The sequence below is a fragment of the Ruegeria sp. H3 genome, from assembly GCF_056533095.1.
The window spans coordinates 286,654-300,359 of the sequence record NZ_JBQFOD010000001.1 but is presented as its reverse complement, the minus strand read 5'-3'; the positions used below and the strand labels follow the sequence as shown (position 1 = coordinate 300,359).

Sequence of the window (13,706 nt, the reverse complement as noted above, 5' to 3'; positions counted from 1 at the left end):
CTGTTTGGACTGTCTCTTTTTTCGTCAGGCACGCATGGACTAGGCCAAAAAGTTTGGTGGTGCACCGCAATTTCTTGACTGATGTCGAACCCGTGATAGCGTGAGTTTGACCAGATGGTCAAATCAAGACAGCAATAGCGAGCAAATCGCAAGCAACAGGGAAAGTGACTATGGCAGCTCCGGCGCAGAATCTCAGGATCAATGGCGACAGGTTGTGGGACAGCCTGATGGAGATGGCCAAGATTGGGCCCGGTGTTGCAGGTGGTAATAACCGACAGACGCTGACGGATGAAGATGCCGAAGGGCGCGCGCTGTTCCAAAGCTGGTGCGAAGAAGCGGGCTGTTCCATGGGACTGGATCAGATGGGCAACATGTTTGCCATGCGCGAGGGAGCCGACCCGGAGGCTCTGCCAGTCTATGTAGGTTCGCATCTCGATACCCAGCCGACAGGTGGCAAGTATGACGGCGTGCTGGGTGTGCTGGGTGGGCTAGAGATCATTCGCACGTTGAATGATCTGGGCATCAAGACCAAGCATCCGATCGTTGCGACGAACTGGACCAACGAAGAAGGAACGCGTTACGCGCCGGCCATGCTGTCCTCGGGCGTGTTTGCGGGGATGCACACGCAGGATTGGGCCTATGACCGTGAAGACGCGGAAGGCAAAAAGTTCGGCGATGAACTACAGCGGATCGGCTGGCGTGGTGAGGAAGAGGTCGGCGCGCGCAAAATGCATGCCTTCTTTGAACTGCATATCGAACAAGGCCCGATCCTGGAGGCCGAGGGCAAGGATATCGGCGTTGTGACCCACGGTCAGGGGCTGAGTTGGACTCAGATCACGGTGACCGGCAAGGATGCCCACACTGGCTCGACTCCGATGCCGATGCGCAAGAATGCGGGCCTGGCGATGGCGCGTATTCTTGAGAAAGTGGATGAGATTGCCTGGTCGCATGCACCGCACGCCGTTGGGGCAGCGGGGCATATTGATGTCTATCCGAATTCCCGCAATGTGATCCCGGGCAAGGTCGTGTTCACGGTTGATTTCCGCTCACCTGAGTTGGATGTGATCACCGATATGGAAAATCGCCTGCGTGTGGCGGCCGAGGATATCGTGAACGAGATGGGCCTGCAGATTGAACTCGAAAAGGTCGGTGGATTCGATCCGGTCAAATTCGATGAGGGCTGTGTGGCCGCCGTGCGCGACGCGGCAGAGCGGCTGGGGTATTCCCATACGGATATCATCTCGGGGGCCGGGCATGATGCCTGCTGGATCAACCGGGTCGCGCCGACCGCGATGGTGATGTGCCCTTGCGTAGATGGGCTGAGCCATAACGAAGCCGAAGAGATCAGCAAGGATTGGGCTGCTGCCGGGGCGGATGTTTTGCTGCACGCGGTCGTTGAGACGTCTGAGATCGTGGAATAGGGGGCGCTGCCCCCGTCGCGGCAGGCCGCGACTCCCCCGGGATATTTTTAGCCAGATGAAGCAAGCGGCGCAGACCGCAACAGGGAGTTTGAAATGAGTACTGTCATCAAGAACGGGACCATCGTAACCGCCGATCTGACCTATAAGGCGGATGTGAAAGTTGAGGGCGGTGTGATCACCGAGATTGGGCCGGACCTGCGCGGCGACAAAGAGTTGGACGCCTCGGGTTGCTACGTGATGCCAGGTGGGATCGACCCGCACACGCATCTTGAGATGCCGTTTATGGGGACCTATTCCAGCGACGATTTCGAAAGCGGCACGCGCGCGGCTTTGGCTGGTGGCACCACGATGGTGGTGGATTTCGCGCTGCCCAATCCTGGTGAGAGCTTGCTGGATGCGCTCAAGCGTTGGGACAATAAATCGACGCGGGCGAATTGTGACTACTCGTTCCACATGGCGGTGACTTGGTGGGGAGAGCAGGTGTTTGACGACATCAAGACGGTGATCGAGACGCGTGGCATCAATACATTCAAGCATTTCATGGCCTATAAAGGCGCGTTGATGGTGAATGATGATGAGTTGTTTGCCTCGTTCAAACGTTTGGCCGAGTTAGGTGGTACCGCGATGGTGCATGCGGAGAACGGTGACGTGGTGGCCGAGCTGAGCGCAAAGCTGCTGGCCGAAGGCAATACCGGCCCAGAGGCACACGCCTATTCCCGTCCACCGCAGGTCGAAGGCGAAGCGACCAACCGCGCGATCATGATTGCGGACATGGCGGGCGTGCCTTTGTACGTGGTACATACCTCCTGCGAAGAGGCGCATGAGGCCATTCGGCGCGCGAAGATGCAGGGCAAGCGGGTTTGGGGAGAACCTTTGATCCAGCACCTGACCTTGGATGAGAGCGAGTATTTCCACCACGATTGGGAACATGCGGCGCGGCGGGTCATGAGCCCTCCGTTCCGGAACAAGCAGCATCAAGATAGTCTGTGGAACGGTCTGCAATCGGGCACTCTGAGTGTCGTGGCCACGGATCATTGCGCCTTTACGACTGAACAGAAACGCTATGGCGTAGGGGATTTCACAAAGATTCCCAATGGGACTGGCGGGTTGGAGGATCGGATGCCGATGCTCTGGACCTATGGGGTGAATACCGGGCGTTTGACGCCGAACGAGTTTGTGGCGGTTACTTCAACAAACATCGCCAAGATATTGAATTGCTACCCTAAAAAGGGTGCGGTTCTTGTCGGAGCTGATGCTGATCTGGTGGTTTGGGATCCGGACAAGGCCAAGGTGATCTCGGCCCAGACGCAACAATCGTCGATCGACTACAACGTGTTTGAAGGCAAAGAAGTGCGCGGGTTGCCGCGATTCACGCTGACCCGTGGTGTGGTCGCTGTGCATGATGGTGAGATCCAGACGCAAGAAGGGCACGGAAAGTTCGTCTCGCGCGAAGCCAATACACATGTGAACAAAGCGTTAAGCACTTGGAAAGAGCTGACAGCACCGCGACCCATTGAACGGACGGGTATTCCGGCGTCTGGTGTGTGATCTGTATGAGCCGTCCGGTGGCGGCTCAAACTCAAACTTTTCAAGGCGATGGAATGACTACTGAAAGTAAGACCCAGCCCGTGATCGAGGCAAGGCAGCTCGACCTGACGTTTCAGACGAACGATGGCCCGATCCATGCCCTAAAAGATGTGAATCTGACCATCGACAAGGGTGATTTTGTCAGCTTCATTGGCCCGTCTGGCTGCGGCAAAACCACGTTCCTGCGCTGTATCGCGGCGTTGGAAACACCGACAGGCGGAACGTTGACGGTTAATGGCATGACCCCGGATGAAGCGCGACGCAAGCGCGCTTACGGGTATGTGTTTCAGGCTGCCGGCTTGTACCCGTGGCGGACGATTGCCAAAAACATCAAACTGCCGCTTGAGATCATGGGGTACTCGGCTGCAGAACAGGATGAGCGCGTTAAGAAGGTTCTGGAACTGGTTGATCTGGAAGGGTTTGGTGGGAAGTTTCCGTGGCAGCTATCCGGTGGGATGCAACAGCGTGCCAGTATCGCGCGCGCCTTGGCTTTTGATGCCGATATCCTGCTGATGGACGAACCGTTCGGGGCGCTGGATGAGATTGTGCGGGACCACCTGAACGAACAGCTTCTGGCGCTTTGGGCACGGACCGAGAAGACAATCGGGTTCGTTACCCACTCGATCCCTGAGGCCGTATATCTTAGCACCAAGATCGTCGTCATGAGCCCTCGGCCCGGGCGGATCACGGATGTGATTGACAGCCCGTTGCCCAAGGAACGGCCGTTGGACATTCGCGATACGCCGGAATTCATCGAGGTCGCGCACCGGGTACGTGACGGGCTGCGGGCGGGGCATTCCTATGATGACTGACCCTGTCCAGATCAGGCGCGCAAGGCCCACGGATGTGGAAACATGCGCCCGCGTGGTTCACAACTGGGCCAGCCAGACCGAGTGGATGCGCGAAGAGTTATCGGTGGATCAATTGGCAGGAATGATTGGTGAGGCGTTTGACGCGCGTGAAATCTGGGTCGCGGGTGAACCGGTGGATTGCTACATGTCGGTCGACCCAAAAGAACAGAAGATCGGCGCTCTGTATTGCGGCCGAACCGGGCATGGAATTGGCAAACAGTTTGTCGACAAGGCTAAGGAAGGGCGGGATTTTCTTTGGTTGACCACGCATACGCTCAACACAGCGGCGCAAAGGTTCTACCGACGTGAGGGGTTCGAAGTAACAGCCGAGGAGCCGCCGGTGCCCCCGGATACGGTTCCGGTGTTCCGTATGGAGTGGCGCGCATGAAGCAGGCTCTTGCCGTGATAACGGTTCTGTTGGCCATTGTCGTGCTTTGGTATTTGGCCGTGGCACCGATGAATATCCGCGTATCGCTGGATCAGGCGGAACGCGCCGGGGAAACAGTAACACCCGAGCTATCACGGGATCGCCAGCAGGTGTCGAGCTGGGTTTTGATGGCGCAGAACCCTTCGCATGTCTCGCGGGGTTATGAATTGGATCGACCGCGCCTGCCAACCCCGGTCCAAGTTGGCCAGGAGCTTTGGAAAACCACCGGTGAAATGGCGATGCGCGGGCGAGCCATGTCCAAGCGATCGCTCATCTACCACGGATGGATCACCCTTCAATCGACGCTTTGGGGTTTTATTCTGGGCACGGCTGTCGGCATTCTCGGGGCCGTCGCTATTGTCTATTCCCGCGTTGTGGATATGAGCCTCATGCCTTGGGCCATTATCAGCCAAACGGTGCCGATTGTGGCTTTGGCGCCGATGATCATTGTGCTGAGTTCTCAGCTCGGGATCGAAGGGCGCGGTGTTCCGAAGGCGATCATCTCGGCCTATTTATGTTACTTCCCGGTTCTGGTGGGGATGGTCAAGGGGTTACGGTCGCCAGCTGCTTCGCAACTGGATTTGCTGAGAACCTACAATGCGAACGGTCTGCAGGCGTTTCTGAAGCTGCGTTTGCCGTCCTCGGTGCCCTATCTGTTCACTTCGCTGAAGGTGGGTATCGCTGCAGCCCTTGTCGGTACGATTGTCGGAGAACTTCCGACAGGCGCAATCTCCGGTCTGGGTGCGCGGATATTGATCGGGGATCAGTTTGGCACGCCGCTTGCAATCTGGGCGGCTCTGTTCGCGGCGGCTATTCTGGCGGGCATACTCGTGACCTTGCTGGATGTGCTGCAACGGGTGACGCTGAAACGCATGGGGATGGGCGCATGAGCTGGCTGATCTTTGCGCTAATTTTCTGGGTCGGTGCCTGGTGGCTGAATGCATGGCTGGCGCGGTCGATCTATCGAGATTCCAAAGGTGTGCGGGTCTTTGTGCCTGTGCTGTTTGGTGTCACACTGCTGATCTTGTGGGAAGGTCTGGTGCGCGGGCTGAACGTCTCACCCGTGATCCTGCCGCCGCCGTCTATGGTGGCGCAGACCTTTGCGAACTCGACCGATATTCTGTGGCAGGACTTCACTCAGACTGTGTTCAAAGGGGCTTTCACCGGGTTTGCCATCGGAAGTACCGCAGCTTTCCTGACAGCAATCCTTATCGACCGGTCGGTGTTTCTGACACGCGGGTTGCTGCCCATCGGGAATTTTGTCGCGGCCCTGCCCATCGTGGGGATTGCGCCCATTCTGGTCAGCTGGTTCGGGTTCGACTGGCAATCCAAAGCGGCCGTGGTCGTCGTAATGGTGTTCTTTCCGATCCTTGTGAACACGGTACAGGGCCTGCGCGAGGCGGACACCATGCAGCGTGATCTGATGCGCACCTATGCGGCCAGTTATATGCAGACCCTGATCAAGCTACGCCTGCCTGCGGCGATGCCGTTCATTTTCAACGGGCTCAAGATTGCCACAACGCTGGCGCTGATCGGGGCGATTGTAGCCGAATACTTCGGATCGCCCACGCGCGGCATGGGCTTTCGGATCTCGACCGGGGTGGGCAGCTTGTCGATCGATCTGGTCTGGGCCGAGATTGCAGTGGCGGCCATGGCGGGTACGGTGTTCTATACATTGGTGGCAGGTATCGAAAAGGTGGTGACCTTCTGGCACCCCTCACAACGCGGATAACAAAAAGAAGACTGAACAGACCTCGAAAACGGGGCACACAAAGCAACTAGGAGAAGATGAAGATGAAAAAGCTACTCAGCGGGGCGGTTGCCGCCTTTAGCCTGGCCGCCAGTGCATCACTGGCCGCAGATGAAGTGAACCTGCAGTTGAAATGGGTCACGCAGGCCCAGTTCGCGGGCTACTATGTGGCGAAGGACAAGGGGTTCTATGAGGAAGAAGATCTGGACGTGACCATTCTGCCGGGTGGCCCTGATATTGCGCCAACGCAGGTGATCGCCGGTGGCGGGGCAGATGTGACCGTCGAATGGATGCCTGCCGCTTTGGCCGCGCGCGAAAAGGGTCTGCCTTTGGTTAATATTGCGCAGCCTTTCAAAAGCTCGGGCATGATGCTGACCTGCTGGAAGGATGCCGGAATTGCCTCGCCCGAGGACCTGAAAAACCGCACGCTGGGCGTTTGGTTCTTTGGCAATGAGTTCCCGTTCATGAGCTGGATGAGCAGCTTGGGCATCGATACCGGCGGCAAAAGCGAGAACGGTGTTGAGGTTCTGAAACAGGGCTTTAACGTGGATCCTCTGCTGCAGCGTCAGGCCGATTGTATCAGCACCATGACCTATAATGAATACTGGCAGGTCATTGATGCGGGCGTCAGCCCGGATGAGCTGGTGACCTTCAAGTACGAAGATCAGGGCGTCGCGACGTTGGAAGACGGTCTGTACGTGCTGGAAGAGAACCTGAGCGATGAGGCTTTCGTGGACAAGATGCAGCGTTTCGTGCGCGCCTCGATGAAAGGCTGGAAATATGCCGAGGAAAACCCGGAAGAGGCTGCTCTGATCGTTTTGGACAATGACGCAACCGGTGCGCAAACCGAAGAACATCAGAAGCGTATGATGGGTGAGATTGCCAAGCTGACCGCTGGTTCGAATGGTGCGCTGGACCCGGCGGATTTTGAGAGGACTGTGGGCACATTGCTGGCAGGCGGGTCTGATCCGGTCATCACCAAACAGCCCGAAGGGGCCTGGACACACCAGATCACTGATGCAGCCTTGAACTAAGGTAATTCATCCTCGAAGTCGTTTTAGCGCGGTCCCAAATTGGGGCCGCGTTTTTTTGTGCCGACTGTTGGAATTGTGCGTGTACTCGGGGTCAAATCAGGTTAGTATTCACCTGTAGAATTTCGCATTTCATCCGAATTAACTTGGATGATGGGGTAAAATGCAAGGATTTGCATCAGAATTCAGGATGGCGATGGGTCTGATCCTCAACGGGGATGCAGAGCTTTGGGCGATTGTGCTTTTGTCTCTGCAAGTTTCCCTGTTTGCCGTGCTGATTTCCGCGCTGATCGGAATGCCCATTGGGGCGGCTCTGGCGGTGGCACGGTTTCCTGGGCGGCGGGTCTTGATCGTGCTGATGAACGCGCTGATGGGTTTCCCGCCTGTGGTGGTGGGGCTGTTGGTCTATCTGATGCTCTCACGTTCCGGGCCCTTGGGTGTGTTGGAACTGCTTTACACACCAACCGCAATGATCATCGCTCAGGTCGTATTGGTCACGCCAATTGTGGCCGCGCTGACCCGGCAAGTGGTTGAGATGCTGGCCGAGGAGTATTCGGAACAGCTGCGCTCTCTTGGCGTATCGCGTTTGGCGTCGGTTCCGGTTTTGCTCTGGGATGCACGCCTTGCTTTGGTCACGGCGCTGCTGGCCGGATTTGGCCGTGCGATTGCCGAGGTTGGGGCCGTGATCATCGTTGGGGGCAACATCAACCACGTGACGCGGGTGATGACCACGACGATTGCGCTTGAAACCTCGAAAGGCAACCTGGCGTTGGCGCTGGCTTTGGGGGCGATCCTGATCGGGATTGCGGTGGCCGTGAATGCCATGGTCAGCGCGGCCAGCCTGCGGGCCGAGCAGGAAGGGTTGCGCCATGCGTGATCTGGTGTCGGAAATGACAAATTGCCTGCAGGTGCGCGATGTACAAATCCGCCGCAATGGCTCCGCCTTGCTGGATGTTTCCAATCTGGTTCTGGATGGGCCGGGACCAACTTTGCTGTTGGGCCCAAACGGGGCGGGTAAGAGCCTGCTGCTACGGTGTTTGCACGGGCTGATCTCGCCAGATCAGGGGCGAGTGTTGCAGGATAATGAAGCGTTGAACGCCGATCACATGGCCAGGCAGGCCATGGTGTTTCAGCAGCCGGTTCTTCTGCGGCGTTCGGTGTCAGCCAATCTGGATTTTGTGCTCAGGCGTCAGGGCCTGAAACGCGCAGCGCGCAAGGCGCGGATTGTCGAATTGTTGGCCGAAGGCGGGCTTGAAGGCAAAGCGCGGCAGTCCGCGCGTTCTCTGTCAGGTGGTGAGGCGCAGCGTCTTGCGATCTTGCGCGCGCTGGCGGCGACGCCCGAAACCTTGTTTCTGGATGAGCCCACAAGCGCATTGGACCCAAACGCGACGCAGATGATCGAACGCATGATCCTGCGGGCGTCGTCACGCGGCGTGCGAATTGTCATGGTGACACATGACATTGGTCAGGCGCGGCGGTTGGCAGCAGATATTGTCATGATGCAAGGCGGTCGTGTGGTTGAACACGGACCTGCCAAACAGGTTTTGGATTCCCCAGAAAGTGAAGCCTCTCGCCGTTATCTGGCGGGCGGCTTGGTGACCTAACAACAAATCGGAGATCATGATGGTTCGGGCAGTATTGCGCGCAGCGGTAGTGGGGCTTGGCCTGATGGCAGGTGCGGGCTTTGCAGAGGAGCCGTTCATCATTGTGCAGTCGACAACCTCGACGCAGAATTCGGGCCTGCTGGATTATATCCTTCCCGGCTTTGAGGCTGAGACCGGGATCGATGTGCGTGTCGTTGCTGTCGGCACCGGACAGGCCATTCGCAACGCGATCAATGGGGATGGCGACGTATTGCTGGTGCATGCCAAACCAGCGGAAGAGAAGTTCGTGGCCGATGGCTGGGGCGTTGAGCGGTTTGATTTGATGTATAATGACTTTGTGCTGGTCGGGCCAAAATCGGACCCTGCTGGCGTGAAAGGTGGGTCAGACATTCTGTCCGCGCTCAAGGCGATCGAAGCGGCAAGTGCCGTGTTTGTCTCGCGCGGGGATGACAGCGGCACGCATAAGGCCGAGATGGGGCATTGGGCGGATACCGGCATTGATCCGACGCAGGCGTCTGGCACCTGGTACCGTGAAACTGGCTCGGGCATGGGGGCGACTCTGAATGTGGCCAGCGGTATGGGGGCGTATACTCTGACAGATCGGGCGACATGGTTGTCCTTTGGCAATCAGGGCGATCTTGAGATTTTGGTCGAGGGAGACCCGCGCCTGTTCAACCAATATGGGGTGATCCTTGTGAATCCGGACAAACATCCCAAAGTGCGGGCCAAGGCCGGGCAGAGGTTTGTCGATTGGCTGACGGGGCCGGACGGACAAATGGCCATCGAGTCATACCGCTTGCAAGGGCAGCAGGTGTTCTTTCCCAACGCGCGCTGAATGGACTTGTGGCTAGACTGTCCTTTATAGGATCAGTCCCTAGCCGCTGGAGCCATTGTGGTGGACCTGTCCAAGTCCGGTCAGGTCGTAGCCGCCAAACTCGGATGCGCGGGCTTTGAACGGGTCTGAGCGCAGAAAGCGCAGCAGTTTCTGCATGGGCGCATCAAAGTAAGCGCGCCGCCAGATCGCCAGATCCAGTCTTTCGGAATGGGTCGGCGAAAATCCAAGGTTGTAGAGTCCGGCCAAAGCCCCGAGGCCAAAACCTGCCTCGGCTTTACCATCATGCAGGGTGATGGCCAGCTCTTCTTCGGTGCGGGCGCAGTTTGGCAGGGCGTCCAGATCATCCCGGGTCATGCCATGAGCTTCAAGCTGCGCATCGAACAGGCGCTGACTGGCTGCACTGTCCTGACGCAAGATAACGCGTCGGCCCTTGAGATCAGCAAAACCCGCGATACCTGAGGTTCCCGGTGCAAGAAGCAGACCCCGTTGGCGCTGTGCGATCTCGACCAGAACAACAGGCGCCTCGCCCAGCGTGTCGCGTAAGGATTGGGTGTTGAACCCGTGTTCTTCGTGGATATGCAAGACAGCGGCCTGCGCGCTGCGCTCGGCAAGCCGGGTCAGACCGTCGAAGGAACCGTCGTAGTAAGTCGCCAGTCCCGATCCGCTTTCGCGCAGTGCCCAGTCCAGCAAGGGATCATGGCTACCGGCGACAATTGGGGGCAGGGGTGGTTCGGCCACATGCGGGCCCGACCGTGAGGCGTTGAGCCAAGCGATGACCTCGGCCCGGGGAAACAGCAGCTTGCCCATGGCGCGGACGCAAGGCAGCTCACCCGATGAGGCCAGATCGTAGGCCTTGCGCTCGCCGATCCGAAGCAGGTCGGCCAGTTCTTTGGTGGTCAGATATTCGGACATTTAATCCAGACGTACAGCTGCGCCAGAGGTGGCTTCTTCCGCGCTGAAACCCATCTGGTCCAGCGTGTAGGGGGCGGCAACGGTGATGACGACCATCGCGGCTAAGGCGGCAAGAAAGGCTTTCATGGTCTCCTCCGGTTCAGTTTCGATCAACCGTTGCTCGGCGCAGGAAAGCAATCAGGTCGTCCCGGTCTTGCGCTTGCGTGATCCGCTGCATCGGCATCTTTGACCCTGGAATGTAGTGATCTGGCCCGACGTCGAAAAGAGCGTTTATCGTCTCGTCATTCCAAATGATATCAGAGTCTTGCAGCGTTTCCGAGTAGAAATAGCCAGGTAGGGTGCCGGCTTGCCGCCCAAAGATACCATGAAGCGTAGGGCCTGCGCGGCGTTGCCCATCAGGTGTCAGGCTGTGACAGATCGAGCATTTGCGGGCAAATTGGCGCTCTCCATTGCTCATTTCAGCGGGATCTTTCAGAAAGCTGGGCTCGGCTGCCACCATTTGTTCCTGGTCACCAAGGGCAGATACCGGCCAACTATACATTGCCTCATCGATGCCGCCGGCATGGATATTCTGCCCATCTGTTGAAAACGCTAAGGCCCAGACCGGGCCGCGCACGGTAGCGCGGAAATCGCTGGCGATGCGCCAGTTTTCCGTGTCGATCACCATGATATAGCCTTCGCCGTCACCGACGGCCAAAAGCGAGCGATCCGGGCTGAGGGCAAGGGCCAGAATCGGGCGGCGATCCAGTGTGAAATCCCGTTCCGCACCTGTTGACAGATCGCGGATGCGGGTCACGCCATCGACCGCGCCATAGGCGATCCAGCCGTCATCTTCGTTCAGGATCAACTCGTTCAAGCCAAACCCGTGTTCGACCGGTCGCAGCACCTCTTGCCCGTTCGAGACATCCCATTTCCGCAGGCTGCCATCGACCCCGGCAGAATAAAGCTGTGTACCATCGCGCGAAAACGCCACCGCATTTACCCCGCTGCCGGTTGGCCCAAGCAGAATTGCGTCTGAACCGTCAACAGGCCAAACGCCTATGGTGCCATCCCAACTGGCGGTGGCCACATGCGTTTTTGAGGCTGCGATGCCGACGATCTTGCCTTTGTGCTGGCCAACGATTTCTCCGCCCGGCCAGCGGCGCAGAGTGAAATCGTCCCCGGCTGAATAGATCGCGGTGCCGTTGAACACGACCGCATTGACCGCCGCTTCGTGGCCCTCCAGCCATTTGGGTGTCTGGTCTAACCACAGCCCGACTGAATTGTCGAAACTGGCCGTCGCGATCCGACCATCCGATGCGGTGGCAATTCCCATGATGGGGCCACCATGCCCCTTAAGCGTGAAGAAATCAGCCCAAGCAGGAAGGGGGATCAGAGCAAAAACCAGAACCAGCGCGCGCATCTATTCTGCGGGTGAGGCCGCCGCCTTGCTGGCCTCTTTTTCCTGCACCTCTTCCAACCACAGCGAGTGGTGCTCGCGCGCCCATTGCTCCTCGACTTCACCGGTGCCCATGGCGTCAAACGCGCCCTCCATGCCGATGGAGCCAAGGTAGATATGCGCCACGATGATCGCGATGAACACATAGGCAACCATCACATGCCAGACCTGAGCGTATTGCATCTCTTCCTGCGGTGACATCTGGACCGGCAGGCTCAGGCCCAAAGCCTGCGGAATGCCGGTTGAATTGGCAACGGCGAATGTCTTGGCGAACATCGGCAATTCGAAGGGGAACAGCAAAGATAGGCCGGACAGGCTGATTGAGGTACCCAGCACTATGCAGGCCCAAAAGATGATCTTTTGGCCTGCATTGAACTTCTTAGCGGGCGGATGGCTGCCCTTGGTGAACAGCCCCCCTCCGGCAGCGAGCCACTTAAGATCAGTCCGATTTGGAATATTGTGTGAAATCCAGTTCACCGTGACGATGACCAGGCCCAGCATAAAGGCCCAGGCCAGGTTATTGTGCAGCCATTTGCACCCTTGGGCGATCACCGCAAACCCTTCCCTGCCAAAAATCGGGATCAGGACGTCGCGACCATAGAGGGTGAGCAATCCGGTTATTCCGAGGATGATAAAGGATCCGGCAAAAAGCCAATGACCAAAGCGTTCGAAACTTTTAAAACGCGTGACTGTTCGGCCTGTTTTTTCACCATCTATGCGAATGCGGCCTCGGATCAGGAAGAAGAGCAGGATCAGACCCAGCATTCCGGCGATGATATAGGTGCCGTATTCGCGCAATGGTCCGGTGCGGAATTGCCACCACCACATCCCGCCGTCTTGAATTAGAACACTGTCTGCCGGGCCGCGCGATGACACGGTGACATCTGCCGACCCAAAGCGCAGCGCGCGGTAGACATCGCTGTCCGAGGATACGCCGCTAGGTCCAAACTGCCCCAACAGGCCTTCGACATTGCCCTGGCCGGTGTTCTCCGATCGAAAACTGTTATCCACTTTTTCGCCGCGCTGGCGGGCAAGGATATCTTCGAGCGTTGACGCACCTCCGGTCGAGGTGCGTTCATTTGTGGTGGCTGGCGCCTCGGTCTCGTCGGTTTGTGCGACGACGGCTTGAGCCATCCCAATGGTCAAAAGCAATGCGATGAGTAAGCGGAACATCTGAACCTCGGTCAAAATTCCAGATCAGGCGACCCACGGGTGCGGGTCGCCTGTTTGGTTCATGAAAGCGGTCTTAACCGTCTTTCTGGTCGTAGGCGGTGCCCCAACCCCACGCGCCCGAGCCAAACCCGCGCGCGACGACGCGCTCGCGGTAGATGGCCGAGACCACGTCGCCGTCACCGGCAAGCAGGGCCTTGGTGGAACACATCTCGGCACAGATGGGCAGTTTGCCCTCGGCGATCCGGTTGCGACCGTATTTGGCGAACTCTGCGGTCGAGTGCGTTTCCTCGGGGCCGCCGGCGCAGAAGGTACATTTGTCCATCTTGCCGCGCGATCCGAAGTTGCCTGCCTGTGGGTACTGCGGCGCGCCGAACGGGCACGCGTAGAAGCAATAACCACAGCCAATGCACAGGTCCTTGGAATGCAGGACGACCCCTTCTTCGTTCTGATAGAAGCAGTCGACCGGGCACACCGCCATGCAGGGCGCGTCTGAACAATGCATACAGGCCACCGAGATCGAGCGTTCGCCCGGGTCACCGTCATTGATCGTCACCACCCTGCGGCGATTCACGCCCCACGGTACCTCGTGCTCGTTCTTACACGCGGTGACGCAGGCATTGCACTCGATGCAGCGTTCGGCGTCGCAGAGAAATTTTGCTCTTGCTGCCATTTTCTCT

The 13,706-nt window shown here is 58.1% G+C and carries 15 protein-coding genes; 10 read left to right on the top strand and 5 right to left on the bottom strand.

Annotated features, from left to right (window positions below):
- Nucleotides 1-170: 170 nt before the first annotated feature.
- From ACR0JE_RS01540 to ACR0JE_RS01495, 10 genes are all read left to right on the top strand, one after another.
- Nucleotides 171-1,421 carry a Zn-dependent hydrolase gene (locus tag ACR0JE_RS01540; RefSeq protein ID WP_480862488.1) on the top strand — a complete coding sequence of 417 codons (1,251 nt, stop codon included), beginning with the start codon at nucleotides 171-173 and terminating at the stop codon, nucleotides 1,419-1,421.
- Between the two features lie 93 nt (nucleotides 1,422-1,514).
- Nucleotides 1,515-2,969 (top strand): dihydropyrimidinase, encoded by a 1,455-nt coding sequence (gene hydA / locus ACR0JE_RS01535; RefSeq protein WP_480862485.1) that lies wholly within the window; start codon nucleotides 1,515-1,517, stop codon nucleotides 2,967-2,969.
- A gap of 53 nt (nucleotides 2,970-3,022) precedes the next feature.
- Nucleotides 3,023-3,820, top strand: a complete 798-nt coding sequence (locus tag ACR0JE_RS01530; protein WP_480549009.1) for an ABC transporter ATP-binding protein — start codon at nucleotides 3,023-3,025, stop codon at nucleotides 3,818-3,820.
- Nucleotides 3,813-4,247, top strand: coding sequence for a GNAT family N-acetyltransferase (locus ACR0JE_RS01525; RefSeq protein ID WP_480862483.1), 435 nt, complete (start codon nucleotides 3,813-3,815; stop codon nucleotides 4,245-4,247). Before ACR0JE_RS01530 ends, ACR0JE_RS01525 begins: the two co-directional genes overlap by 8 nt.
- On the top strand, nucleotides 4,244-5,176 hold the full coding sequence (locus ACR0JE_RS01520) for an ABC transporter permease (RefSeq protein WP_480862481.1): 933 nt from the start codon (nucleotides 4,244-4,246) through the stop codon (nucleotides 5,174-5,176). Before ACR0JE_RS01525 ends, ACR0JE_RS01520 begins: the two co-directional genes overlap by 4 nt.
- Nucleotides 5,173-6,018, top strand: a complete 846-nt coding sequence (locus tag ACR0JE_RS01515; RefSeq protein ID WP_480862479.1) for an ABC transporter permease — start codon at nucleotides 5,173-5,175, stop codon at nucleotides 6,016-6,018. Before ACR0JE_RS01520 ends, ACR0JE_RS01515 begins: the two co-directional genes overlap by 4 nt.
- Before the next feature lie 62 nt (nucleotides 6,019-6,080).
- On the top strand, nucleotides 6,081-7,070 hold the full coding sequence (locus ACR0JE_RS01510) for an ABC transporter substrate-binding protein (protein WP_480549017.1): 990 nt from the start codon (nucleotides 6,081-6,083) through the stop codon (nucleotides 7,068-7,070).
- Between the two features lie 160 nt (nucleotides 7,071-7,230).
- Complete coding sequence (locus ACR0JE_RS01505) at nucleotides 7,231-7,944, top strand: ABC transporter permease (RefSeq protein WP_353007800.1); 714 nt, start codon at nucleotides 7,231-7,233, stop codon at nucleotides 7,942-7,944.
- A complete protein-coding gene (locus ACR0JE_RS01500) occupies nucleotides 7,937-8,671 on the top strand; it encodes an ATP-binding cassette domain-containing protein (protein WP_480862476.1) in 735 nt (244 codons plus the stop codon). The genes ACR0JE_RS01505 and ACR0JE_RS01500 overlap by 8 nt, the downstream gene beginning before the upstream one ends.
- A 19-nt stretch (nucleotides 8,672-8,690) precedes the next feature.
- Nucleotides 8,691-9,506 carry an ABC transporter substrate-binding protein gene (locus tag ACR0JE_RS01495; RefSeq protein WP_480541221.1) on the top strand — a complete coding sequence of 272 codons (816 nt, stop codon included), beginning with the start codon at nucleotides 8,691-8,693 and terminating at the stop codon, nucleotides 9,504-9,506.
- 39 nt (nucleotides 9,507-9,545) lie between these two features.
- Here ACR0JE_RS01495 and ACR0JE_RS01490 read toward each other — a convergent pair whose 3' ends face one another.
- The 5 genes from ACR0JE_RS01490 to fdh3B all read right to left on the bottom strand — a co-directional run bounded on the left by ACR0JE_RS01490 (nucleotide 9,546) and on the right by fdh3B (nucleotide 13,699).
- Nucleotides 9,546-10,418, bottom strand: a complete 873-nt coding sequence (locus tag ACR0JE_RS01490) for a substrate-binding domain-containing protein (RefSeq protein ID WP_480862474.1) — start codon at nucleotides 10,416-10,418, stop codon at nucleotides 9,546-9,548.
- Complete coding sequence (locus ACR0JE_RS01485) at nucleotides 10,419-10,544, bottom strand: hypothetical protein (protein WP_353007795.1); 126 nt, start codon at nucleotides 10,542-10,544, stop codon at nucleotides 10,419-10,421.
- A gap of 13 nt (nucleotides 10,545-10,557) precedes the next feature.
- Nucleotides 10,558-11,820, bottom strand: coding sequence for a c-type cytochrome (locus ACR0JE_RS01480; protein WP_480862472.1), 1,263 nt, complete (start codon nucleotides 11,818-11,820; stop codon nucleotides 10,558-10,560).
- Complete coding sequence (locus ACR0JE_RS01475) at nucleotides 11,821-13,029, bottom strand: formate dehydrogenase subunit gamma (protein WP_480862470.1); 1,209 nt, start codon at nucleotides 13,027-13,029, stop codon at nucleotides 11,821-11,823. It abuts the gene before it with no gap.
- A gap of 73 nt (nucleotides 13,030-13,102) precedes the next feature.
- On the bottom strand, nucleotides 13,103-13,699 hold the full coding sequence (fdh3B, locus tag ACR0JE_RS01470; protein ID WP_039530246.1) for a formate dehydrogenase FDH3 subunit beta: 597 nt from the start codon (nucleotides 13,697-13,699) through the stop codon (nucleotides 13,103-13,105).
- Nucleotides 13,700-13,706 lie beyond the last annotated feature (7 nt).